Source organism: Streptomyces sp. NBC_01276, assembly GCF_041435355.1.
Classification (GTDB): domain Bacteria; phylum Actinomycetota; class Actinomycetes; order Streptomycetales; family Streptomycetaceae; genus Streptomyces.
Genome location: NZ_CP108442.1, coordinates 4050406 through 4074301 on the forward strand (window position 1 = coordinate 4050406; position 23896 = coordinate 4074301).

The window sequence follows — 23896 nt, forward strand, 5'->3', positions numbered from 1 at the left end:
ATCCGAGAGGAGGGCCACCGGGGATGAGCACGAAGGACTTCGTCGAGAAGGACTACTACAAGGTCCTCGGTGTCCCGAAGGACGCCACCGAGGCCGAGATCAAGAAGGCGTACCGGAAGCTCGCGCGCGAGTTCCACCCGGACGCCAACAAGGGCGACGCCTCGGCCGAGGAGCGCTTCAAGGAGATCTCCGAGGCGAACGACATCCTCGGTGACGCCAAGAAGCGCAAGGAGTACGACGAGGCCCGCGCGCTGTTCGGCAACGGTGGCTTCCGCCCCGGTCCGGGCGGCGGCGGTGGCTCCTTCAACTTCGACCTGGGCGACCTCTTCGGGGGCGCCCAGGGCGGCGGAGCGGGAGGGGCAGGCGGCTTCGGCGGCGGCCTCGGCGACGTCTTCGGCGGCCTGTTCAACCGCGGCTCCGGCCCGGGTGCGGGGACCCGCACCCAGCCGCGCCGCGGCCAGGACGTCGAGTCCGAGGTGACGCTCTCCTTCACGGAGGCGGTGGACGGCGCGACCGTCCCGCTGCGGATGTCCTCGCAGGCCCCCTGCAAGGCCTGCTCCGGCACCGGCGACAAGAACGGCACCCCCCGGGTGTGCCCGACCTGCGTCGGCACCGGTCAGGTGTCGCGGGGCAGCGGCGGCGGCTTCTCGCTGACCGATCCCTGCGCGGACTGCAAGGGCCGCGGCCTGATCGCGGAGACCCCCTGCGACGTCTGCAAGGGCAGCGGGCGTGCCCGCAGCTCGCGGACCATGCAGGTCCGGATCCCGGCGGGCGTCTCCGACGGCCAGCGGATCCGGCTGCGCGGCAAGGGCGCTCCGGGCGAGCGCGGCGGCCCCGCGGGCGACCTCTACGTGGTGGTGCACGTGGACGGCCACCCGGTGTTCGGCCGCAACGGCGACAACCTCACGGTGACGGTCCCGGTGACCTTCACGGAGGCCGCCCTGGGCGCCGACATCAAGGTGCCCACGCTGAACGGGCCGGCGGTCACGCTGAAACTCCCCCCGGGCACCCCCGGCGGACGTACGATGCGGGCCCGCGGCAAGGGCGCGGTCCGCAAGGACGGCACCCGCGGCGACCTGCTCGTCACGGTGGAGGTGGCGGTTCCGACGGAGCTGTCCGACAAGGCCCGCGAGGCCCTGGAGATGTACCGCGACGCGACGGGTTCCGAGGACCCGCGCGCCCTGCTGTTCGAGTCCGCGAAGGGAGCATGACATGGACGGCCACCGACGACAGCCCCGTTTCGGCAACGGTGCGTACCAGCTCACCGATGAGACCCCGGTCTACGTGATCTCGGTGGCCGCCCAGCTCTCGGGCCTGCATCCGCAGACCCTGCGGCAGTACGACCGGCTCGGTCTGGTCTCCCCGGACCGGACGGCCGGCCGCGGCCGGCGCTACTCCGCCCGGGACATCGAACTGCTCCGCACGGTGCAGCAGCTGTCCCAGGACGAGGGCATCAACCTCGCGGGCATCAAGCGGATCATCGAACTGGAGAACCAGGTGGCCGCGCTCCAGCAGCGCGTCGCCGAGCTGTCCACCGTCGTGGACGGGGCGGCCGCCGCCCTCCAGGCCCGTGAGGCCCAGGTGCACGCCTCGTACCGGCGCGACCTGGTCCCGTACCAGCCGCCGCAGCCGGGCAGCGCCCTGGTCGTCTGGCGCCCCAAGCGCCCGATGGACTGACCTCCCGCCGTACGCGTACGCAGGCCCCGCCCGGGATTCCCGGGCGGGGCCCGCGCGTACCGGCGGCCGTGCGCGGGCCCCGCGGACCCTGTGCGCCCGCGCGCGCCTGCCGACGCCGTGCGCCCCTGCCGGCCCCGTGCGCCCCCGCCGGGCCGTGCGCGCCCCTGTGCGGCCCTGTGCGGCCCTCTCAGGCCTCCGGAAGGTCCGGGGGGCCCTCGGTGTGCAGGATCCCCGACTGGGCGATCAGGAAGCCGAGCTGGGCCCTGCTGCCGCTGCCCAGGGCGGTGGCCAGCCGGGCGATGTGCGCCCGGCAGGTCCGGACGTTCATTCCGAGCCGGCGCGCGATGGCCTCGTCCACGTGTCCCTCGACCAGCAGCTGGGCGATGGACCGCTGGACGCCCGAGATCCCGTCGGGCGTGTGCGTGTAGGTGATCTCGTCGTTGAGCGGGACGGCGCGCCGCCACAGCTGCTCGAAGACCTTGATCAGGTACTCGACGAGCCCGGGGTGGCGCAGCTCCAGCGCCACCCGGCGGTCATCGCTGACCGGGATGAAGGCCACGGTCCGGTCGAAGATGATCAGCCGTTCGATCAGCTCCTCCAGCGTGCGGATCTCCACCTTGCCCGCGGAGATCCGGTCCACGTAGGCGAGCGTGCCCTGGCTGTGCCGCGCGGTGTGCTGGTACAGCGTTCTTATGCTGATGCCGCGGTCGATCAGCGGAGCGTCCCGTTCCAGGGCCTGGGTGAGGGCCAGGGAGGGCCGGGCGCCGCCCGGCTGGACGGTGAGCACCTCCGTATGACATTCGGCCGTCGCCAGGTCCAGCGCCGCGTTGATCCGTTCGAATCCTTCCAGCACGGTGATGGCGTGCGTGTCCGCGGGGCTCTGCGCGCTGATGGCGAGGAACGGCTCGAAAGCATCGGTGAGATCTACAGCGGTGCGACGGCGGTCCTGGATCTCGCGTTCAATCGGATGCAGCCGTTGCGCCAGTGCAACGGATGGGGGAACCGGACGGAGCTGGTTGGCGTCATCGGGGTCGGGCTGCAGGAGGGCGAATTCAAGCAGGCAGGGAGCCTGTTTGACCTCGCTCCGCGCGATCCGGCCGGTGCTGAGCGCCGCCGCGTACAGCCGCGTTCCCTCGGGGCACAGGGCCGTGACGGAGTGGGGATGTGTCGGGTTTGTCGCACTATTGGGCAAATCTCCACCCCCCAGGGTCCTGAACATGCAAGAACATGATGCATCGTCCCTGTGGCATTGACGTGCCTGAATGAGCCATCGTCTGTCAGGCGGGGGAGAGGATTCCATCAAGTGAGGACGAAGCCGACCATGTATAAGAGAATGCTTCGCTCGGCGCTTGCCGTTGGTTTCTCCGCTGTTGCGGTGTTTGGGACAGTCAGTGCTGTCGGGAGTGGCGTGGGGAGCGCTCTGGCCGGCGACACGGGCTGGACCACCAGCGGCGCGATAGCCAAGTCGGACACGGGGTGGACCGCCACCCCCGCCGGCTTCGACACGGGTTGGACCGCCGGGCCCGCCGACATCGACACGGGCTGGACCGCGACCCCCGCCAGCATCGACACCGGCTGGACCGCGACCCCCGCGGGCGCCGAGGACAACGGCAAGTTCGACACCGGCTGGACCGCTCTTCCTGCGATGGACGTCTGATGACCCCCGACGACCGCGACTTCCGACGTGAGATGGCTTCCGCCTACCGGTCCGGCTGGCAGTTCATAGACCTCGCGACCGCCATCCCCTACGCGGGCGACTCGCTGATGGTCACCCTCTTCGGCCAGCCCATCGTCGTCGTGCGCGAGGAGGACGAGGACGTCCGCGCCTACCGCTGTCTGCGCCGCCCCCGGGGCGCACCGCAGCCCGTCCGCTGCGAGGTCCGGTACGGCATGGTCTTCGTCAATCTCGATCAGCGGGACCACCAGCTCTTCGAACCCGATATCACCACCGCCACCCCCCGCAGTGCCTGAGGCGATTCCCCCGTCGTTGCAGATCGCCCCAGGTGCTACCCCCACACAACGGCGCCATCGTGGACCTGACCACGATGGCGCCGTTGTGATGTCCGCGTCCAGTGGTTGAACCGGACAATCACATGAGGATCCGCTGAGAACGCCCGCCGGACCGGTGGACCCGGCGACCCCGGTGTGCCCGGCGGCCCCGGCCTGCCGCGTCAGGCCCGGCCCATCGCCCGGTCCAGGGTGATCTCCAGGACGACCCGGTCGGGATTGGGCGAGGGCGTCCGCCCGTACCGCTCCGCGTAGCGCGCCACCGCTTCGGCGACCGACGCCTCGTCCGTACGGACCACCGCGCGCCCCTCCAGGGTGGCCCAGCGGCGGCCCTCCATCTGGCACACCGCCACCCGCGCCGCGCCGTCCGGCGCGGTCAGGACGTTGCGCACCTTCTTGCTGTGCTTGTTGCTGATCACCCGGGCCAGCCCCGCCTCGGGGTCGTACGTCACGCCCACCGGCACCACGTGCGGCGTGCCGTCGGGCCGCGGGGTGGTCAGGGTGCAGACGTGCCGCTCCCGCCAGAAGGCGAGGTATTCGGGCGTCGGATCGAATACGTCATGGGACATGCGCCGAAGCGTACGTAACTCGCCTTGAGTGGAATAGACTCAACTTTGCAGACGCTGAACGTGTCAGAGTTACGCAGTGCGGTGCACCGTGCACGGCACCCCCGCCGGAGAGGAGAGCCACCGAGTGGAAGCCGAGCTGACGAACAAGAGCCGCGACGCCCTGAACGCGGCCACCAGCAGGGCCGTCAAGGACGGCCACGCCGACCTGACCCCCGCACACCTGCTGCTGGCGCTCCTCGCGGGCGAGGACAACGAGAACGTCACCGACCTGCTCGCCGCGACCGAGGCCGACCAGGCCGCCGTCCGCTCCGGCGCGGAGCGGCTGCTCGCCGCCCTGCCCAGCGTCACGGGCTCCACCGTCGCGCCGCCGCAGCCCACCCGCGAGCTGCTCGCCGTACTCGCCGAGGCCGACGCCGAGGCGGGCAAGCTCGGCGACGACTACCTCTCCACCGAACACCTCCTCATCGCGATCGCCGCCAAGGGCGGGGCCGCCGGTGAGGTCCTTTCCGCACAGGGCGCGACGGCGAAGAAGCTGCTGGCCGCCTTCGAGAACGCACGAGGAGGGCGGCGGGTGACCACCCCCGATCCCGAAGGCCAGTACAAGGCCCTGGAGAAGTTCGGCACGGACTTCACGGCGGCCGCCCGCGAGGGCAAGCTCGACCCCGTCATCGGCCGCGATCACGAGATCCGCCGCGTTGTCCAGGTCCTTTCGCGCCGAACCAAGAACAACCCGGTGCTGATCGGTGAGCCCGGCGTCGGCAAGACCGCCGTCGTCGAGGGCCTCGCCCAGCGGATCGTGAAGGGCGACGTCCCCGAGTCGCTGAAGAACAAGCGGCTGGTCTCCCTCGACCTCGGGGCGATGGTCGCCGGCGCGAAGTACCGCGGCGAGTTCGAGGAGCGCCTCAAGACCGTCCTGGCGGAGATCAAGTCGAGCGACGGCCAGATCATCACCTTCATCGACGAGCTGCACACCGTCGTCGGCGCGGGCGCCGGCGGGGACTCCGCCATGGACGCGGGCAACATGCTCAAGCCCATGCTGGCCCGCGGCGAGCTGCGCATGGTCGGCGCGACCACCCTGGACGAGTACCGCGAGCGCATCGAGAAGGACCCGGCGCTGGAGCGCCGGTTCCAGCAGGTGCTGGTCGCCGAGCCGTCCGTCGAGGACACCATCGCGATCCTGCGCGGTCTCAAGGGCCGCTACGAGGCCCACCACAAGGTGGTCATCAACGACAGCGCCCTCGTGGCCGCCGCCACCCTCTCCGACCGCTACATCACCTCCCGTTTCCTGCCCGACAAGGCCATCGACCTCGTCGACGAGGCCGCGTCCCGGCTGCGCATGGAGATCGACTCCTCGCCGCTGGAGATCGACGAGCTGCAGCGCTCCGTCGACCGGCTGCGGATGGAGGAGCTGGCACTGCGGGGCGAGGCCGACCCGGCCTCCATCGAGCGCCTGGAGAAGATCCGCAAGGACCTGGCGGACAAGGAGGAGGAGCTGCGCGGCCTGACCGCCCGCTGGGAGAAGGAGAAGCAGTCCCTCAACCGGGTGGGCGAGCTCAAGGAGCGCCTGGACGACCTGCGCGGCCAGGCCGAGCGCGCCCAGCGCGACGGAGACTTCGACACCGCCTCCAAGCTGCTCTACGGAGAGATCCCGGCACTGGAGCACGAGCTGGCCGAGGCCACCGAGGCCGAGGCGGAGGCCTCCAAGGGCACCATGGTCAAGGACGAGGTCGGCCCCGACGACATCGCGGACGTGGTCGGCGCCTGGACCGGCATCCCGGCCGGCCGCCTGCTGGAGGGCGAGACCCAGAAGCTGCTTCGCATGGAGGAGGAGCTGGGCCGCCGCCTGATCGGCCAGGGCGAGGCCGTGCGCGCCGTCTCGGACGCGGTGCGCCGCACCCGCGCCGGCATCGCCGACCCGGACCGCCCCACCGGCTCGTTCCTCTTCCTGGGCCCCACGGGCGTGGGCAAGACCGAGCTGGCCAAGGCCCTCGCGGACTTCCTCTTCGACGACGAGCGGGCCATGGTCCGCATCGACATGTCCGAGTACTCCGAGAAGCACAGCGTGGCCCGCCTCGTCGGCGCCCCGCCCGGCTACGTCGGATACGAGGAGGGCGGCCAGCTCACCGAGGCCGTCCGCCGCCGCCCCTACAGCGTGGTCCTGCTCGACGAGGTGGAAAAGGCCCACCCGGAGGTCTTCGACATCCTGCTCCAGGTCCTCGACGACGGCCGCCTCACCGACGGCCAGGGCCGCACGGTGGACTTCCGCAACACCATCCTGATCCTGACCTCCAACCTCGGCAGCCAGTTCCTGGTGGACCCGGCGACCTCCGCCGAGGACAAGAAGGCCCGGGTCCTGGACGTGGTGCGGGCGAGCTTCAAGCCCGAGTTCCTCAACCGGCTCGACGACCTGGTGGTCTTCTCCGCCCTCACCCGCGACGAGCTGGCCCACATCGCCGAGCTCCAGATCGGACGTCTCGCGCAGCGGCTGGCGGCGCGCCGGCTCACCCTGGACGTCACGCCCGGGGCCCTGGCCTGGCTGGCGGACGAGGGCAACGACCCGGCGTACGGCGCCCGACCCCTGCGCCGCCTGATCCAGACGGCGGTCGGCGACCGCCTCGCCAAGGAGATCCTCTCCGGCGAGGTCAGGGACGGCGACACCGTCCGCGTGGACGTGGCCGGCGACGGCCTGCTGGTCGGCAAGGCCCTGTAGCCCGTCGGGCACGCCCGGTTTCCGCCCCCGTTTCCGCCCTGGTTTCCGCCCCGCTCTCCGCCCCGGTTCCGGCTCCGGTGTCCGCCCGGAGCGGATCGGGCGTGCGGGGGTGGACACGGGGTGGGACGGATGGGGGAGGATGGCTGTATCCGCACGAAGGGAAGTACACGGTGAGCATCGACCCGGCCTCGATTCCGAACTTCGGGGGTCAGCCCGAACCGCAGGCCACAGGACCGGCGGGCCCCGTCGTCCCCGACCAGGATCTGGTCAAGCAGCTCCTGGAGCAGATGGAGCTCAAGTACGTCGTCGACGACGAGGGTGACCTCGCGGCGCCGTGGGAGGACTTCCGGACGTACTTCATGTTCCGCGGCGAAGGCGAGCAGCAGGTCTTCTCCGTCCGGACCTTCTACGACCGCCCGCACGCGATCGACGACAAGCCGCAGCTGCTCGAATCGATCGACGACTGGAACCGTCGCACCCTGTGGCCCAAGGTCTACAGCCACACGCACGACGACGGCTCGGTCCGTCTGATCGGTGAGGCGCAGATGCTGATCGGCACCGGCGTCAGCCTGGAGCACTTCGTGTCCTCCACGGTCAGCTGGGTCCGCGCGTCGATCGAGTTCGACAAGTGGCTCATCGAGCAGCTCGGCCTCGAAAAGGAGGTCGACTCCGCGGAGGGCGACGACAAGACCGAGGGCGACGAGGACAACTAGTCGCCGGCGGCCCTCACGGAGGTATCCGCGCCACCAGGAGCAGGTACACCCCGTAGCCGTACGAGAGCCCGGCCAGGCAGGCGGTCACCCCGACCGCCGTGCGCGGCCGGGCTCTCGCCATGACGGCGGCCAGCGGCAGCAGCAGCGGGAACGCGGGCAGCAGGAACCGCGGCTTCGACTCGAAGAAGCCGGCCCCGCCGAAGGTGATCAGCAGCAGGGCCCCGGTGTACGCGAGCAGCGGCAGCGGAGCCCGTTCCAGGAGCAGGGCCGCCGCGAGCAGGCCCGCCGCGGCCAGGACGGCCACCGTCACCGTGGTGGCGAGCGGGGTGTGCCCGCCGGTCAGCACCTTCTCCACCGAGCCCATCGCCCCCGCGCCGAAGTCGAAGCGGGAGCCCCATTGCCGCTGGACGGCGAAGTAGCCGAACGGGTCGTGACGGCGCGCCCCGACCGCCAGGACGTACGCCGCCCAGCCCGCCGGCGCCAGCAGCCCGGCCGCCCACACCGCGGGCGCGCGCCGGTCCCGCAGCGCCAGCTCCCGTACGGCCGCCGCCGTCACGGCGGCGGCCACGGCGATCCCGGTGGGCCGGGTCAGTCCGGCCAGCACCGCCAGGGCCGCCGCCCACGCCCAGCGCCCGCGCAGCACGCAGTCCAGGGCCCAGGCGGCGAGGGCGGCCAGCAGTGCCTCGGTGTAGCCCAGGGTCAGCACCACGGAATGCGGCAGCACCGCCCACAGGCCGACGAGCAGCAGCCCGCCCCTGGGTGTTCCGAGGAGCCGCTCCCCGACCCGGAACACGCCCACGGCGGCCGCGGCGGCGGCCGTCCAGGACACGGCGAGCCCGGCGAGCGCGGTGCCGCCGGCGAGGCGCACCAGGGCGGGGTAGAGCGGGAAGAAGGCGTAGTCGCTCTGGATGGAGCCGGAGGCCCACATCTGGGTGCGGCCGTAGCCGTGGGCGGCGATCCCGAGGTACCAGACGGAGTCCCAGGAGGCGCCGAGCACCCGTACCGGGTCCCGGCCGGCCCACCAGGATCCGGCGGCCACCACCAGCAGCCCGGCTCCGCGTACGGCGGCGAACACGCCGAGCGCGACGAGGGCCGTCGGGGCCGTGCTCTCCCGTACCCGCGGCCGCAGGGCCACCAGCGTCATGTTCCGCCCGGCTTTCCCGTGCCCACGGCAGTACGCTCGTCCGATGATGCGAACTGCGGGCACTTTCAAGGTCGTCAGTTTCACTCCGGCGTCGCTCGTACCGGAACCGGCGGTGGAGACCGCGCTTCCGGTCGGCGTCGCCACGCTGGAGAAACACTACGAGGGCGAGGGCCTCGAAGGCCGTTCGGCCACGCTCTTCACCGCGGCCTTCGACCAGGCTTCGGGCATCGGCACGTACGTCGCGATGGAGTCCTTCGAGGGCTCCCTCGAAGGCCGGGAGGGTGCCTTCAACTTCGTCCACTCGGCGACCACGGACGGCGGCCCGCACCGGGGCACCGACCACTTCCTGATCGTCCCGGGCAGCGGCACGGCCGCCCTCGCCGGTATCACCGGTTCGGGCGGCCTGCTCGTCGAGGAGGACGGCACCCACCGCGTCTGGTTCGAGTACCGGCTCCCGGGACTGCCCGGCGAGGCCCAGGCGCGGGGGCGCGGCTAGAGCTGTCGCAGGCGGTTGACGGCCTCCTGGAGGACATCGGTCCGCTTGCAGAAGGCCCAGCGGACCTGGGTGGCGCCGGCGGACTTGTCGTCGTAGAAGACCTGGTTCGGGATGGCGACCACGCCGCAGCGGGCGGGGAGGGCGCGGCAGAAGGCGAGCCCGTCCTTCTCTCCGAGCGGTGAGACGTCGGTGGTGATGAAGTACGTGCCCTGCGGGCGGAAGACCTCGAACCCGGCGTCGGCGAGGCCGTCGGCGAGGAGGTCGCGCTTGGCGGCGAGGTCGGCGCGGAAGTCGTCGTAGTAGGAGTCGGGGAGGGCGAGGGCCTCGGCGACGGCGTACTGGAAGGGCCCCGAGGAGACGTACGTCAGGAACTGCTTCGCGGAGCGGACGGCCGAGACGAGGGCGGGCGGGGCGGTGATCCAGCCGACCTTCCAGCCCGTGAAGGAGAAGGTCTTGCCGGCCGAGGAAATGGTGACGGTGCGCTCGCGCATGCCGGGGAGCGAGGCCAGCGGGGTGTGGCCGCCCTCGAAGACCAGGTGCTCGTAGACCTCGTCCGTGACGACGAGGAGGTCCCGCTCGACGGCGAGTTCGGCGATCGCGGCCAGTTCGGCGGGGGTGAGGACGGTGCCCGTCGGGTTGTGCGGGGTGTTCAGCAGGAGCAGCCGGGTGCGCGGGGTGACGGCGTCGCGCAGGGCGTCCAGGTCGGGGCGGAAGTCCGGGGCGCGCAGGGTGAGCGGGACGCGGACGGCCCCGGCCATGGCGATGCAGGCGGCGTAGGAGTCGTAGAACGGTTCGAGGGCGATGACCTCGTCGCCGGGTTCCAGGAGGGCGAGGAGGGCGGCGGCGATGGCCTCGGTGGCTCCGGCGGTGACGAGCACCTCGGTGTCCGGGTCGTAGGCGAGTCCGTAGAAGCGCTGCTGGTGGGCGGTGATCGCCGCGCGGAGTTCGGGGACGCCCGGACCCGGCGGGTACTGGTTGCCGCGGCCGTCGCGGATCGCGCGGACGGCGGCCTCGGCGATCTCGGCGGGGCCGTCGGTGTCGGGGAACCCCTGGCCCAGGTTGATCGATCCCGTGGCGGCGGCCAGAGCCGACATCTCCGCGAAGATCGTCGTGCCGAAGGCGGCCAGCCGGCGGTTGAGGAACGGGCGGTTGCTGCTGCTCGCGGGTGCGCTCATGGCCGCCATCCTGGGGGCAACCTCTGGAGTTGCTCAAGTGTGCTTTGGCCGGGTTGGCCTGCGGGCATCCCCCCTGCACACCGGGACGAGGGGATCCCGGGCCCCGGGGGACCGGGTGTCAGAGAGGGGGCGAGGACATGATCCTTTTCGCGCTGATCGTCGCGGCCGTGGTGGGCGGCGTCATCCTGATCAAGAAGTTCTTCGGGGGCGGCGGTTCCGGTGGTTCCGGCGGCTCCGGCAGCTGGTGGGCGGGCAGCGGCGGAGGCTCCTCCTGCGGTTCCTCCTCGTCGTGCGGCTCCTCGTCCTCCTGCGGTTCGTCGTCCTCGTGCGGATCGTCCTGCGGTGGCGGGGGGTGCGGGTCGAGCTGACACTGGGAGAGGCCTGCCGGGGCCGCGTGAACGGGCGCTCCTGCGGGGACAACTTCCCTGGTACGCCTTCTTGTTCGGGCCCGCGCTACGGCGTACGGGCGGCATGTTGTTGAACACGTGAACCGAGTAGCCCCCGGGGGGATGTAAACCCCGTCAAGTTGGGTAAAAACGCTGTGAGTGCCGTGCCTTTCATGATTCCCTCGGTTGAGTAGACCAGTCCTCGGACCTCCCTGGACTTCCTGTGGACCCGTGCCGGTGTTCCCCCACCCGTTGACTACCGCTGGCGGGCCCCGGCCCATCTCCCTCGCGCGTTTGCGGAGCCGACTCATGCTCACGACCCTCCAGACCACGTATACCGACACGCGTGCCGCCGATCTCGCCTGGGCCCTGGGACGGGAGCGGCTGCCCGCCCTGGCCGTACTGAACCTCCGGCTCGCGGACGCGAAAGTGGAGTTGCGCCTGCTCGGGGCCTCACACCAGGTGCTCCTGGAGGAGGGTGAGGTGCTCTGTTCGGAGACGGTCGCCTGCATGCCCGGCAGCAGTACGCCGCTGCCGCTCGGCGTGGCCAAGCGGGTGGGTGACTGGGAGTACGAGTTCGCCGCGCGCGTGGAGACCCTCTCGCGCGGCTCCTTCGCGGGGCGGGCCCAGGAGCTGCTCGCGCTGGTCGCGGACCACCCGAACGGCCTAGCGGGCACCTTCCCGGGCGATCCGCACGCGTTCACCGCCCTGCTGGCCCAGCGCCACGAGGGCCAGGTGCGCTGGCGGACCTGGCACGCGTACCCGCAGGAGGGCCAGCTGGTGGCCACCCGGACCCGGGTCGGCATGCGCACGGGAGTGACCGTCTAGGGCGCGGGGGTTGCGCGCCGATTGCCCGCCGATTGGCCGCCGATTACGCCAACTGGCCTTATCCGTACGACAGTTGCACCCATGTGGGTGACAGGGTGCGGCTGGGTGGTGACGTACGGTTCGCTGCATGATCGACCGTTCCGCCCCGCGCGGGGTGCTCCCGGCGCCGGAGCCGCGGGGCGTGCAGCCCGTCCCGGCCGCCCTGCCCGTACGCCCCCGGACCGGCCGACTCCTCGTCCTGGCCACCGTGTTCGTGTGCGCCGCCTGCGGGCTCGTGTACGAACTGGAGCTGCTCGCCCTCGGCTCGTACCTCATCGGGGATTCCGTCACCCAGGCGTCGGTGGTGCTGTCCGTCATGGTCTTCGCCATGGGTGTCGGCTCGCTGCTCGCCAAACGGCTCCGCGGCCGGCCCGCCTTCGGCTTCGGCGCCATCGAGGCCGCGCTCGCCCTGCTCGGCGGCTTCTCCGCGATGGCGCTGTACGCGAGCTTCGCCTGGCTGGGGGAGCCGCGGCCGGCCCTCGTCGCCTTCTCCTTCGCCATCGGGGTGCTCATCGGCGCGGAGATCCCGCTGCTGATGGTCCTCATCCAGCGCGTCCGCAGACAGGACGCCGGCGGGGCCGTCGCCGACCTCTTCGCCGCCGACTACGTGGGCGCCCTCGTCGGCGGGCTCGCCTTCCCCTTCCTGCTGCTCCCGATGGTCGGGCAGCTCACCGGTGCCCTGCTCACCGGCACCGTCAACGCGGTCGCCGGCGGCGGGCTCGTCCTGTGGCTGTTCCGCCGCGACCTCAGCCGCCGCTGCCGCTGGCTGCTGATCGCCGCCAACGCGACCGTCCTGGCCGTCCTCGCCTCCGCGACCCTGCTCGCCGACGACTTCGAACGGGTCGCCCGCACCGCCGTCTACGGCGGGGAGGTCCGCGTCGCCGTGCAGACCGGAGTGCAGGAACTGGTGCTGACCGGCCCGGCCACCGGCTCACCGCGCTCCCTCGACCTCTACCTCGACGGCCGGCTCCGGGTCTCCGGCTACGACGAGTACCGCTACCACGAGGCCCTCGTCCACCCCGCCATGACCGGTCCGCACGCCCGCGTGCTGGTCCTCGGCGGGGGCGACGGGCTCGCCGCCCGCGAGGTGCTGCGCTACCGCGACGTCGCCTCCGTCACCGTCGTCGAGCTCGACCCCGGCGTGGTCCGGCTCGCCCGCACCGACCCCATGCTCTCCGCGCTCAACGCCAAGGCCTACGAGGACCCCCGGCTCGGCGTCGTCACGCAGGACGCCTTCCGCTGGCTGCGGGGGCCGGCCGCCCGCGACCGCTTCGACGTCATCGTCTCCGACCTCCCCGACCCGGGCATCACCCCGAGCACGAAGCTGTACTCGCAGGAGTTCTACGGGCTGGCCGCGCGCGCCCTGAACCCCGGCGGGCGGCTCGCCGTCCACGCCGGGCCCCTGACCACCCGGCCGCGCACCTACTGGACCGTCGACTCCACCCTCCGGGCGGCCGGGCTGTTCACCACCCCCTACAGCGCGGGCGGCCGCCTCACCGGCTTCGCCGCCGGCCCCGACCGCACCGCCGGGGCCGCGGGCTCGCCCCCGCAGGACTGGGGCTTCGTACTCGCCGCCCGCGAGCGCGTCCCCGAGCTGCGGGTCGACCGCGACACGCCCGCCCTGCGCGCCGTGTCCACCCGGGCCCTGCGGGACTCCGCCCGGGACGCGGCCCGGACCCGGCTGACCGGGCTCCCGCCCTCGACGCTCCCGCACCCGCGCTACTCCTGATCCCGGCCCGCCGGGCCCGGGACTGTCGTGTCCGTGTGCACCGACGGGTCACGTCGGTAGGCTCGACCACATGGAGCATCAGGTGTTCGTTCCGGTACCGGCAGACGATCTCCGCGCCCTGCTGCGCGATCCCGCCCGGGTGGCCCGCTGCGTCCCCGGGCTCCAGCAGGACGCCGACACGGCGGCCGGGCCGCTCGCGGGGCGGCTCAGAGTACGGGTCGGCGGGAGCACGGTGACCTACCGGGGGGCGCTGTCCCTCACCGAGCCGGAGCCCGGCCGCTTCGCCGCCGGGGGCGAGGGCGCCGAGGTGCGCGGGAACGGCACCGTCAAGCTCGCCCTCGGGCTGCGGCTGATCCCGCACGAGGGCGGTACCCGGCTGGAGTTCACCGCGGAGGCGACCGTCGACGGACGCGCCGCCGCCTTCGAACCCGAGGCCACCGTCACCGCCGCCCGCAGGCTGCTCGACCGGCTCGCCGGGAACCTCGCCGCGGCCGCCGGACCCGAACGCGACGCCCGGCCGCAGCCGCAGGACCCGGTGGCGGAGGCGGAAGAGGCGGCGGAGGCGAACGGAGTGGACGAGGGCGCGGGGGACGGTGAGGAAGGGGAGGCCGGGCCCGGGGTCAGCGCGTCCGTGTTCGAGACCGAGGTGCCGCCCCCTTCCCTGGACCCCTTCGCGGAAGCCGACTTCACCGAGGCGGCCGGAGCCGCCGGGGCGCCCGAGCCCGCCGGCGCCGCCTCGGGTGCTTCGGGCGGCGCCGCCCGCCCCCCGGCCGAGGCGGCCCACGCCCGCCGCACGATGATCGGCCGCAGCGCCGAGGAGGTCGATCACGCGCCCCCGCGCGGCCGTTACGCCCCCGTACCCGCCCCCTCCACCGTCGGCGCGGGAGCCGGCATGCGCTGGATCGCACCTGCGGCGGCCCTGGCCCTGGCCTCGGCCGTCGTCGTCGGAAGGGTATTGCGCCGCCGCCGCTGACGGGCCGTAAGGTCGCCGTATGAGTACGCGACTGAGCGCCGGCGGCGCCGACATCACCATCGACCGGGAGAACGGCTGCCGGATCAGCAGTCTGCGCATCGACGGCACCGAGCTGCTGCGCCAGGGCCCGCACTTCGGGTCCTTCCCCATGGTCCCCTGGTGCGGCCGGACGGCGGACGGGCGGTTCCACGACGGGGCGACCGTCCACCGGCTGCCCCTGAACCACCCCCCGCACGCCATCCACGGCTTCGGCCGCGACGCCTCCTGGAAGCCCGCCGGGGTGAGCGCGACCCGGGCCGCCTTCGTCTACGACCTCACGGACCCGTGGCCGTACGCGGGCCGGGTGACCCAGATCTTCGAGCTCACCGAGGACGCGCTGACGCTCACCATGGGCGTGGAGACGTACGAGGACTCCTTCCCGGCGCAGGCGGGCTGGCACCCCTGGTTCCACCGCGTCCTGACGCCCGGCGGGCCCGAGGCGCAGATCGCCTTCGACCCGGCCTGGCAGGAGGAGCGCGGCGAGGACCACATCCCGACCGGCCGCCGCACCGCCCCGAAGCCGGGCCCCTGGGACGACTGCTTCGGCATGCCCGAGGGGGTCGACGTCACCCTCACCTGGCCCGGTCAGCTGGAGCTGAGGGTCACCAGCCGGGCCGAATGGGTGGTGGTCTACGACGAGCAGCCCGAGGCCATCTGCGTCGAGCCCCAGTCCGGACCGCCGAACGGCCTGAACACCCTCCCGCAGCTGGTCACCCCCGTCGACCCGCTGGAGATCTCCAGCACCTGGACCTGGCGGCGGCTCCCGTAGGGCGCAATTAAGCTCGGGGGCATGACTGACGTACGCGATGCGCTTCTGCAGCAGATCAAGGACAAGGCCGTCGTGCACGGCAAGGTGACCCTCTCCTCCGGCAAGGAGGCCGACTACTACATCGACCTCCGCCGGATCACCCTCGACGGCGAGGCGGCCCCGATGGTCGGGCAGGTCATGCTCGACCTCACCGCCGACCTCGACTTCGACTGCGTCGGCGGCCTGACCCTGGGCGCCGACCCGGTGGCCACCTCGATGCTCCACGCCTCCGCCGCCCGCGGCGCGCGCCTCGACGCCTTCGTCGTCCGCAAGGCGCAGAAGGCCCACGGCATGCAGCGCCGCATCGAGGGCACCGAGGTGAAGGGCAAGCGCTGCCTGGTCGTCGAGGACACCTCGACCACCGGCGGCTCCCCGCTGACCGCCGTCGAGGCGGTCCGCGAGGCCGGCGGCGAGGTCGTCGCCGTCGCGACGATCGTGGACCGGGGCGCGGCCGACGCCATCGCCGCGGCCGGGCTGCCGTACCTGACCGGCTACCGGCTGGGTGACCTGGGTCTTTCCTGACCCCGGTCCGGCTCGGGTCCCGATCGTGGGGACGGTGCGCGACGACTCGTGACGAAGGTCCCGAGGTTGCCGCCGAGCCGGTTCTGACCTGCCCTTTTCGGAGCGGGCGGAGTGTTTCACGTGAAACACTCCGCCCGCTTCGCACTCCGTCGGGTGGTGAGGGGGGTGGAGTGTCGCGCCGAGTCTGGAAAGATAGGCGCGACGATGACGTCGCCCCCAGGTCAGGGCCCGCAATCAGCACCCTTCCCCGCACAACCAAGGAGCGGACAGATGCCCATCGCAACCCCCGAGATCTACAACGAGATGCTCGACCGGGCGAAGGCAGGCAAGTTCGCCTACCCGGCCATCAACGTGACCTCGACCCAGACCCTGCACGCTGCTCTGCGCGGCTTCGCGGAGGCCGAGAGCGACGGCATCATCCAGATCTCCACCGGCGGTGCCGAGTTCCTGGGTGGCCAGTACAACAAGGACATGGTCACCGGCGCCGTCGCCCTGGCCGAGTTCGCGCACGTCGTCGCCGCCAAGTACGACGTCACGGTCGCGCTGCACACCGACCACTGCCCCAAGGACAAGCTGGACGGCTACGTACGTCCGCTCCTGGAGGTCTCCGCCGAGCGCGTGGCCCGTGGTCTGAACCCGCTCTTCCAGTCGCACATGTGGGACGGCTCCGCCGAGACCCTGTCCGACAACCTGGCCATCGCCCAGGAGCTGCTCGCCAAGGCCGCCGCCGCGAAGATCATCCTTGAGGTCGAGATCACCCCGACCGGTGGCGAGGAGGACGGCGTCAGCCACGAGATCAACGACGAGCTGTACACCACCGTCGAGGACGCGCTGCGCACCGCCGAGGCCCTGGGCCTGGGCGAGAAGGGCCGCTACCTGCTGGCCGCCTCCTTCGGCAACGTGCACGGCGTCTACAAGCCGGGCAACGTCGTCCTGCGCCCCGAGCTCCTCAAGGACCTCCAGGCCGGCGTCGGCGAGAAGTACGGCAAGGCCTCGCCGTTCGACTTCGTCTTCCACGGCGGCTCGGGCTCCACGGCCGAGGAGATCGCCACCGCGCTGGAGAACGGCGTCGTGAAGATGAACCTGGACACCGACACCCAGTACGCCTTCACCCGCCCCGTCGCGGACCACATGTTCCGCAACTACGACGGTGTCCTGAAGGTCGACGGCGAGGTCGGCACGAAGTCCACCTACGACCCGCGCACCTGGGGCAAGCTGGCCGAGGCCGGCATGGCCAAGCGCGTCGCCGAGGCCTGTGCCAACCTGCGCTCCGCCGGTACCAAGCTGAAGTAGGCAGTCAGCACCGAGGACCCGAAGGGGGTCCGCCGGTCCGCAACGGACCGGCGGACCCCCTTTGTCATGGGGCTTTGTCATGGGGCCGGAATCCCCACCTCCGCCCTGTTCCGCTGCCCTTTCGGGCAGGCTGTGGCGGCGGATTCCGGGCAATCTGACGGAGGGGGACCCCTCCGGTGGACGTGTGGCCACGCGATGGTGTGGAATCTAGACACAAAAACGTACCCGTGAGGATGTAAAGCCGGCGGGCCAGGAGAAGGCGACGCCAGACATGAGGACAGAGCGACCCCAGGTGAAGCAGGACCGGGCGGTGCGCACGCGTCGGGCGATCCTGGAAGCGGCGGCCGAGGTCTTCGAGGAGCGCGGCTACGACACGGCCAAGCTCTCGGACATCGTCAACATCGCGAAGGTCACCAAGGGCGCCCTCTACTTCCACTTCGACTCCAAGGAAGCCCTGGCCCAGGCCGTCATCGACGCCCAGAACGAGACGCAGCCGCCGGTGGTCCCGCAGCCGTACAAGGCGCAGGAGTTCGTGGACATCGGCATGGTCTTCTCGCACCGGCTGCGGCACGAGACGCTGATCCGGGCGAGCGCCCGGCTCTCGCTGGAGCACGTCGGCGCACAGCTCGACCGGGCGGCTCCCTACCAGGCCTGGATCGACCAGCACGTGGCCCTGCTGGAAGAGGCGAAGGAGCGGGGCGAGCTGCTCCCCAACGTGGACACGGTGGTGCCGTCGCGGCTGATCGTGGGCGCGTACGCGGGGCTCAACACCATGTCCCAGATGCTGCGCCTGGACCTGGACGCGCAGGTGTCGGAGCTGTACACCCACGTGATGCCGAACGTGGTGGTGCCGGCCGTGGCGATCCGGCTGGACACCCGGCCGGGGCGGGGTGCGCGGGCCCTGTTCGGTCCGGAAGGCCTCCACGCGTGCGGGATGGGTTGCGCGGGCGGGGTGGAACCGGGTGAGGTGGACCCGGACGAGACGGAGCCGGGCCAGGTGGACCCGGGCGACGAGACCTCCGGCGAGGAGACCTCCGGCTGACACTGCCTCCGGCTGACACGGCGTTCGGGGCGGGCCCCCCTTCCCCAGAAGATCCTTCCGGGTATTATTTTTTTGCTGCCTGCCCAGGGAGGACAACGTGGACATCGAGGTGCTCGGCCCTCCTCGGGTCACCGAGAACGGTGTGCCCATCACGGCCCCCACGCCGGAGTCCCGGCACGTCCTCGCGGTCCTCGCGGCCTGTCCCGACCGGGTCGTGCCCGTCTCCGTACTCGCCGACGAACTCGCCGCCCGCGTCCCGCCCGAGCACGCCCGGGCCGTCCTGCGCGCCGCCGTACGCCGCCTCCGCGAGCGGATCGCCGAGGCGCTGGGCCCCTCTTCGGTACGGACTCCCGAATCGGTGCTCTCCACACGTCCCGGCGGGTATCTTCTCGACACCGGCGGCGGCCGCTGTGACGTGCGGGAGTTCGAGCGCGAGGCCGGGGCCGGCTACCGGGCGATGGGACGCGGTGATTCCGCCCAGGCCGCCGCCCGGCTCCGGCGGGCCCTCGACCTGTGGACCGGCCCCGCCCTGGACGGGATCGCGGCCGGCACCTGGCTCGGCGGGCGCATCGCCGTGCTCGACGCCGACCGGCTCTCCGTACTCGGCCAGTGGGTCGAAGCGGAACTCGCGCTCGGCCGCCACCGCGAACTGCGCCTGGCCCTGGCCGGTCTGCGCGGCGCCGGCGCGGGGCGCCCCGGCGACGCCTACCTGGCCGCCCTGCGCCGGGCCGAGGAGCGCGCCCTGGCCCCGCGCCCCGCGCCGACCGGCCTGACCCTGGCCCCGCTCCCGGCCCTGGCCTGCGCCACCCGGCCGTGACCCGCGGCCCTGACCTGCAGCTCTGACGCCCGGCCCTGACCTGCAGCTCTGACGCCCCGGCCCGTTCGCGGGTCCGGCCGACGGCCGGTCCGGTGCCCCCGCGCGCCTTGCTTGACCCCTCGCCGCACGGAACCTAGGTTCGGGAGCCGGGCAGAAAACAGCTGGTCGGACGGGGGATGGCGGGATGCCGGGGGATGAATCGGGTGCACTGTCCGTACTGGAACTGCTGGCGGAGGACGCCCCCCAGGGCCGGTACGACGCCCTGCTCGCCGAAGCCCACGCCACGGGCGCCGACGAGGAGGCCCTCGCGGAACTCGCCCGCGCCGTGGAACTGGCCCGCGCGGTCCGGGCCGGCACCATCCGCCGCGAACAGCGCGAAGCCGCCCTCACCGCCCTCGTGGACACCGCGCACGACCTCACCTCCCCGTACGACATCGACGGCCTGCTCCGTCTGATCACCCGCCGCGCCCGGCGCCTCCTCGGCTTCGACATGGCCTGGCTCTCGCTCAGCCGCCCGGACGGGTCCGCGTACGTGCGCACCTCCGAGGGCGAGACCACCGCCCTCAACGTCGGCCTCGAACTGGGCACCGGCCGGGGCCTCGGCAGCATCGCCCAGGCCCGCCGCTCCCCGGTGTGGACCGCCGACTACCTCGCCGACCCGGCCATCGCGCACGCCCCCGGCATCGACGCCGTCGTGGAGGCGGAGGGCCTGCATGCGATCATCGCCGTCCCGCTGCGGCGGGGGGACTCCAGCCTCGGCGCCCTCTACGGCTCCGACCGCGCGGTACGGCATTTCACCCCGGACGAGATCGGCATCATGCTCTCCCTCGCCGACCTGGCCGCCGTCGCCATCGAGAAGGCCCGCCTGCTGGAGCAGACCCGGGACGAGGTCACCGAGCTGGAGGCCTTCGGCTCGCGCACCAACACCGCCCTCACCCGGGTCCGTTACCTGTGGGAGTGCCACGCCCGGCTGGCCGGCCTGGTGCTCGACGGGGCCGGACTGCCCACCCTCGCCCGTGCCACTGCCGACGCGCTGGACGGCGTGCTCCAGGTGCGCGACCCGGGCGGCCGGCCGCTGACCGCCACCGGTGAACTGCCCGGTCTGGACGAGGAGGCGGTGGCCAAGGCGGCCCTCCAGGCGCTGACCGACCGGCGGCCGGTCCGGCTGCCCGGCGACCTGTGGCTGGCCCCCGTGCTCGCCGGCGCGGAGGACCTCGGGGTGCTGCTGCTGAGCGCGTCGGCGCCGCTGGCCGACGAGGACGTCCGGCTGCTCCAGCTCGCCGCGCAGTCCGTGGCCTCCCTCATGCTGATCCAGCGCGGCACCGCCGCCGCCGAAGGGCCCGTGCACGACGAACTCCTCGCCGACCTGCTGGAGCGGCCGCACTCCGTCGACCTGCACCTGCTGGAGCGCACCCGCCGGCTCGGCATCGACCTCGACGGCCCGCACGTGGTGGTCGTCGCCCGGCCCGAGGGCGGCGAACTGGGCAAGGCCGTCGCCTGGGCGTCCTCGTACGCGTACCGGGCGGGCGGCCTCAAGGGCGTCCGCCGCGGCTGCATCGTCCTGGTGCTGCCCGGTACCGACGCCTCCGCCGCCGCGCACCGGGTCTCCGGCGAACTCTCGCCGCTCCTCGGCCACGCCGTGTCCACGGGCGCCGCGGGACCCACCGCCGCCGCGGGGCAGGTGGCCCGCGCGTACGCCGAGGCCGTGCGCTGCCTGGACGCGCTGACCGCCCTGGACGGGGTCGGCGGCACGGCCTCCCTGCGCGAACTCGGCTTCCTCGGGCTGCTGTTGTCCGCCGACCACGACGTGGAGTCGTTCATCGCCGCGACCATCGGCCCCGTCCTGGAGTACGACACCGACCGGCTGACGCACCTGACCCGCACCCTGGAGGCCTACTTCGCCTCCGGGGCCAGCCCCACCCACGCCGCCGAGACCCTGCACGTGCACCCCAACACGGTCTCCCGCCGCCTGGAGCGCATCGCCGAACTGCTCGGCCCGCACTGGCAGAAGCCCGCGCAGGCCCTCGAAATCCAGCTGGCGCTGCGGCTGCGCAAGGCCCGTACGGTCCTCCACGACCGCCGGACCGCCGCGCACGAGGCCGAAGCGGAGGGGTAGGACGGGAAGCCCTTACGGTGCGGGCGGTCGTACGGTGCGGCCGCCGGGCGGCCGGGCGGCCGGGCGGTCGCGTCCGCCTACGCCGTCAGGGCGCGGGCGGCGTGCGCGATCGAGGCCAGCGTGACGTGGCGGTGCCAGCCGGGCAGGGCGCGGCCCGTGAAATCGCGCAGCCCCGCCTCGCGGCCGCTGTGTTCGGCGGCGCAGTCCACCCGCAGCGCCTGCTTGGTGAGCCGCAGCAGCGGGCCCACGGGAAGGCGCACCAGGTCCGTCACCCACATCTGCGCCGGTTCGCGGCGCGGGTCCGTCCACTCGCCGACCAGCAGCAGGTGTCGCCGGCGGGCCGGGGACGGGTCGGGCATCATCACGCGCACCGCCACCGCGAGGGTGCTGCGGTGGCGGCCCCCCGGGTGCGCGGGGTCCGGGTCGGTCCATTCCACCGGGGTGCACAGGCCGCGCACCGACCGCAGGACCTCGCGGGCGCCGCGCGGGCCCGCGCCGTGGCCGGGCAGCGCCGGGTCGGTGACGAGCAGCGGGGTCGCGGGGTCGACGCGGGCGATCACCGGCAGCCGGGCCTGCGCGAAGCGGTTCATCGTCGAACGGGTGCCGATGTGCCGGATGTCCAGCACCACGGGGCGGGGCGCGCCGGTGGTGCGGCGCACGGTCGCGATGACGGAGGCGGTGGCGGCCTCCTCGTACGCGGCCTCCTCGTACGCGGCCTCCTCGTACGCGGCCCGGGCGGCGAGGGCGCCGGGCGCGGTGGCGGAGGCCCCCGGGCCCGCGGGGGCCTGCGCCTCCGGGAGGAACATCCGCCAGCCGACCGGCGTCACCAGTCCGGCGGACGCGAACCAGGTCCCGAAGGCCTGCTGACCGCGGAACATCTGTCCCTGGTGGGGGTCGAAGCGGTGCGCCACGCCCACCGAGTGCTCGCCGCCCTTGGGGATCGCCATCGGCTGCGCCACCCAGGCGGTCGGCGTGGTGGTGGCCTCCAGGTAGCCGGAGAGGGCGCCGCGGATCGGTTCCCAGTCCCAGGTGGAGCCGGAGATGAAGTGGTGCATGCTCTGCTCGGCGGCCCCTCCGCCCACCTGTCCGGCGATCCCGCGCATCGACTTGCGGCCCGGGAGGGCCAGCAGTCCCCGTACGTACCTGCGGCCCTTCTCGCGCTGGTCCCTGCGGCGCAGCGAGCCGAGGACGGCGGCGCAGAGGTCGTCGGCGGCCTCGTACGCGGCGGCCGTGGCCGGTCCGCCGGTCCCTCCGCCGGCCCTGCCGGGCGCCCCGCCGCGGTCCGGTGTGGTCGTCCCCGTACCCGTGACGGTGCTGCTGCTCATGATCGTTGACACGACATGCCCCCCTAGGCGTGCATCGACTGCACCCCCACCGTCCTTCGAGTACCCCTCTTCCGGGGAGGTGTGCCGGGCACCGCACTTCGCCCGAACGTGGTGGGGACCCCACCACCCCCCCTCACCACACCCCGACTTGACGGACTGCCGGAACGGCCCTGGCCCGGCGCCCGGGGATCCGGCACGGTCCTGTTCCGGGCCCCGGTGGCCCCCCACGGACGGCGGTGCCGGGGCCTGCCCCCCGGCACCGCACCGCCGGGGCCTGCCCCCCGCACCACGCCGCCGGGCGTACGACATCGGCTCGAGAGGCGGGGTGGCAGGGTGCAGTTCGGGATCTTCTCGATCGGTGAGGTGGCCCCCGACCCGCTGGGCGGCCGGACACCGACCGAGTACGAGCGGATCAAGGCCATGGCCACCCTCGCCGTCCGGGCGGAGGAGGCGGGCCTCGACGTCTTCGCCGTCGGCGAGCACCACAACCCGCCCTTCGTCTGCTCCGCGCCGCCGACCCTGCTCGCCCACGTCGCCGCCCGCACCCGGCGGCTCATCCTGTCCACCGCCACCACCCTCGTCACCACCAACGACCCCGTGCGCGTCGCGGAGGAGTTCGCGCTGCTCCAGCACCTCGCCGACGGCCGCGTGGACCTGATGACCGGCCGCGGCAACACCCCGGACGTCTACCCCTGGTTCGGTCAGGACCTGCGCCGGAGCCACGAACTGGCCCGGGAGAACTACGCCCTGCTGCACCGGCTCTGGCGCGAGGAGCAGGTCGACTGGCGGGGCCGCTCCCGCGCCCGCCTCGACGGCTTCACCTCCACGCCCCGCCCGCTGGACGGCGTACCGCCCTTCGTGTGGCACGCGGCGCTGCGCTCGCCGGAGACCGCCGAGCGGGCCGCGTACTACGGCGACGGCTTCTTCGCGGACAACCTCCACGGACCCGTCGAGCACCACGCCCGCCTCGTGGACCTGTACCGGACCCGGTACGCGGAGCACGGCCACGGCACGGCCGAGCAGGCCGTCGTCGGGATCGGCGGGCAGGTCTTCGTGCGCCCCCGCTCGCAGGACGCGGTGCGCGAGTTCCGCCCGTACTTCGACCGGTCCCCGGCGTACGGGGGCCGGTACTCCCTGGAGGAGTGCGCGGCCCGGACACCGCTGGTCGTGGGCAGTCCCGACGAGGCCGTCGAGAAGATCCTCGGCTTCCGGCGGGCCTACGGGGACTACCAGCGCCAGCTCTTCGCCGTGGACCACGGGGGGCTGCCGCTGAAGACCGCCCTGGAGCAGATCGACCTGCTGGGGGAGCGGATCGTCCCGGTGCTGCGCCGCGAGCTGGCCGTGGGCCGCGCGGCGGCCGCCCCGCCGGGGCCCCGGCACCCGGCGGCGCGCCGCCGCGGCCCGGCCGCCGCCGGCCCGGCTCCGTCCGCGCGGGCGCCCGGGGGCGGGCTCGTACCGGTGAGCTCGCCCGGGTGAGCCCGTAGCGGT

General features: G+C 73.0%; 23 protein-coding genes. 18 read left to right on the plus strand and 5 right to left on the minus strand.

Features of this window, described 5'->3' with window-relative positions; all coding sequences use genetic code 11:
- Positions 1–23 precede the first annotated feature (23 nt).
- On the plus strand, positions 24–1211 hold the full coding sequence (gene dnaJ, locus OG295_RS17975; protein ID WP_371677784.1) for a molecular chaperone DnaJ: 1188 nt from the start codon (positions 24–26) through the stop codon (positions 1209–1211).
- A 1-nt stretch (position 1212) separates the two neighbouring features.
- A complete protein-coding gene (locus OG295_RS17980) occupies positions 1213–1677 on the plus strand; it encodes a heat shock protein transcriptional repressor HspR (RefSeq protein ID WP_371677785.1) in 465 nt (154 codons plus the stop codon).
- Positions 1678–1864: 187 nt separating this feature from the next.
- On the opposite strand, the gene OG295_RS17985 is transcribed toward OG295_RS17980, so the two are convergent.
- Entirely contained in the window at positions 1865–2896 is a 1032-nt protein-coding gene (locus OG295_RS17985; RefSeq protein ID WP_030228713.1) for a hypothetical protein, read from the minus strand.
- Positions 2897–3085: 189 nt separating this feature from the next.
- Here OG295_RS17985 and OG295_RS17990 point away from each other — a divergent pair, with 189 nt between their 5' ends.
- Both OG295_RS17990 and OG295_RS17995 read left to right on the plus strand, forming a co-directional pair.
- Entirely contained in the window at positions 3086–3334 is a 249-nt protein-coding gene (locus OG295_RS17990) for a hypothetical protein (protein ID WP_371677786.1), read from the plus strand.
- Positions 3334–3648, plus strand: coding sequence for a hypothetical protein (locus tag OG295_RS17995; RefSeq protein WP_030228709.1), 315 nt, complete (start codon positions 3334–3336; stop codon positions 3646–3648). Before OG295_RS17990 ends, OG295_RS17995 begins: the two co-directional genes overlap by 1 nt.
- A gap of 200 nt (positions 3649–3848) precedes the next feature.
- On the opposite strand, the gene OG295_RS18000 is transcribed toward OG295_RS17995, so the two are convergent.
- Entirely contained in the window at positions 3849–4253 is a 405-nt protein-coding gene (locus OG295_RS18000; protein WP_371677787.1) for a pyridoxamine 5'-phosphate oxidase family protein, read from the minus strand.
- Between the two features lie 124 nt (positions 4254–4377).
- Here OG295_RS18000 and clpB point away from each other — a divergent pair, with 124 nt between their 5' ends.
- Positions 4378–6963: an ATP-dependent chaperone ClpB gene (clpB, locus tag OG295_RS18005; RefSeq protein ID WP_371677788.1), complete on the plus strand. Its 2586-nt coding sequence runs from the start codon at positions 4378–4380 to the stop codon at positions 6961–6963.
- A gap of 170 nt (positions 6964–7133) precedes the next feature.
- Positions 7134–7676: a YbjN domain-containing protein gene (locus OG295_RS18010; RefSeq protein ID WP_030228699.1), complete on the plus strand. Its 543-nt coding sequence runs from the start codon at positions 7134–7136 to the stop codon at positions 7674–7676.
- 13 nt (positions 7677–7689) lie between these two features.
- Here the strand turns inward: OG295_RS18010 and OG295_RS18015 are convergent, their stop codons facing one another.
- Positions 7690–8811 (minus strand): hypothetical protein, encoded by a 1122-nt coding sequence (locus tag OG295_RS18015; protein WP_371677789.1) that lies wholly within the window; start codon positions 8809–8811, stop codon positions 7690–7692.
- A 55-nt stretch (positions 8812–8866) separates the two neighbouring features.
- Here OG295_RS18015 and OG295_RS18020 point away from each other — a divergent pair, with 55 nt between their 5' ends.
- Positions 8867–9316, plus strand: coding sequence for a DUF3224 domain-containing protein (locus OG295_RS18020; RefSeq protein WP_371681223.1), 450 nt, complete (start codon positions 8867–8869; stop codon positions 9314–9316).
- Here OG295_RS18020 and OG295_RS18025 read toward each other — a convergent pair.
- Positions 9313–10500 (minus strand): pyridoxal phosphate-dependent aminotransferase, encoded by a 1188-nt coding sequence (locus tag OG295_RS18025; RefSeq protein ID WP_371677790.1) that lies wholly within the window; start codon positions 10498–10500, stop codon positions 9313–9315. The genes OG295_RS18020 and OG295_RS18025 overlap by 4 nt on opposite strands.
- 128 nt (positions 10501–10628) lie before the next feature.
- Between OG295_RS18025 and OG295_RS18030 the strand changes: the two genes are divergently transcribed.
- The 10 genes from OG295_RS18030 (at position 10629) to OG295_RS18075 (ending at position 21083) form a co-directional block, all read left to right on the plus strand.
- On the plus strand, positions 10629–10859 hold the full coding sequence (locus OG295_RS18030; protein ID WP_371677791.1) for a hypothetical protein: 231 nt from the start codon (positions 10629–10631) through the stop codon (positions 10857–10859).
- A 327-nt stretch (positions 10860–11186) separates the two neighbouring features.
- Positions 11187–11705: a DUF2617 family protein gene (locus OG295_RS18035; RefSeq protein ID WP_371677792.1), complete on the plus strand. Its 519-nt coding sequence runs from the start codon at positions 11187–11189 to the stop codon at positions 11703–11705.
- A gap of 127 nt (positions 11706–11832) precedes the next feature.
- On the plus strand, positions 11833–13473 hold the full coding sequence (locus OG295_RS18040) for a polyamine aminopropyltransferase (RefSeq protein ID WP_371677793.1): 1641 nt from the start codon (positions 11833–11835) through the stop codon (positions 13471–13473).
- A gap of 70 nt (positions 13474–13543) precedes the next feature.
- The gene (locus tag OG295_RS18045; RefSeq protein WP_371677794.1) at positions 13544–14446 is read left to right on the plus strand and encodes an SRPBCC family protein; all 903 of its coding nucleotides are present in this window, start codon (positions 13544–13546) and stop codon (positions 14444–14446) included.
- A 19-nt stretch (positions 14447–14465) separates the two neighbouring features.
- Positions 14466–15254, plus strand: coding sequence for an aldose 1-epimerase (locus OG295_RS18050; RefSeq protein ID WP_371677795.1), 789 nt, complete (start codon positions 14466–14468; stop codon positions 15252–15254).
- A gap of 21 nt (positions 15255–15275) precedes the next feature.
- Positions 15276–15815: an orotate phosphoribosyltransferase gene (pyrE, locus tag OG295_RS18055; RefSeq protein WP_266840056.1), complete on the plus strand. Its 540-nt coding sequence runs from the start codon at positions 15276–15278 to the stop codon at positions 15813–15815.
- A gap of 270 nt (positions 15816–16085) precedes the next feature.
- The gene (gene fbaA, locus OG295_RS18060; RefSeq protein ID WP_100660923.1) at positions 16086–17108 is read left to right on the plus strand and encodes a class II fructose-bisphosphate aldolase; all 1023 of its coding nucleotides are present in this window, start codon (positions 16086–16088) and stop codon (positions 17106–17108) included.
- A 271-nt stretch (positions 17109–17379) separates the two neighbouring features.
- Positions 17380–18150 (plus strand): ScbR family autoregulator-binding transcription factor, encoded by a 771-nt coding sequence (locus tag OG295_RS18065; protein ID WP_371677796.1) that lies wholly within the window; start codon positions 17380–17382, stop codon positions 18148–18150.
- A gap of 97 nt (positions 18151–18247) precedes the next feature.
- The gene (locus tag OG295_RS18070; RefSeq protein WP_371677797.1) at positions 18248–18967 is read left to right on the plus strand and encodes a BTAD domain-containing putative transcriptional regulator; all 720 of its coding nucleotides are present in this window, start codon (positions 18248–18250) and stop codon (positions 18965–18967) included.
- Positions 18968–19151: 184 nt separating this feature from the next.
- Positions 19152–21083 carry a helix-turn-helix domain-containing protein gene (locus OG295_RS18075; RefSeq protein WP_371677798.1) on the plus strand — a complete coding sequence of 644 codons (1932 nt, stop codon included), beginning with the start codon at positions 19152–19154 and terminating at the stop codon, positions 21081–21083.
- A 77-nt stretch (positions 21084–21160) separates the two neighbouring features.
- On the opposite strand, the gene OG295_RS18080 is transcribed toward OG295_RS18075, so the two are convergent.
- Positions 21161–22408, minus strand: a complete 1248-nt coding sequence (locus tag OG295_RS18080; protein ID WP_371677799.1) for an IS701 family transposase — start codon at positions 22406–22408, stop codon at positions 21161–21163.
- A 333-nt stretch (positions 22409–22741) separates the two neighbouring features.
- Between OG295_RS18080 and OG295_RS18085 the strand changes: the two genes are divergently transcribed.
- A complete protein-coding gene (locus OG295_RS18085; RefSeq protein WP_371677800.1) occupies positions 22742–23884 on the plus strand; it encodes a CE1758 family FMN-dependent luciferase-like monooxygenase in 1143 nt (380 codons plus the stop codon).
- The last annotated feature ends 12 nt before the right edge of the window (positions 23885–23896 follow it).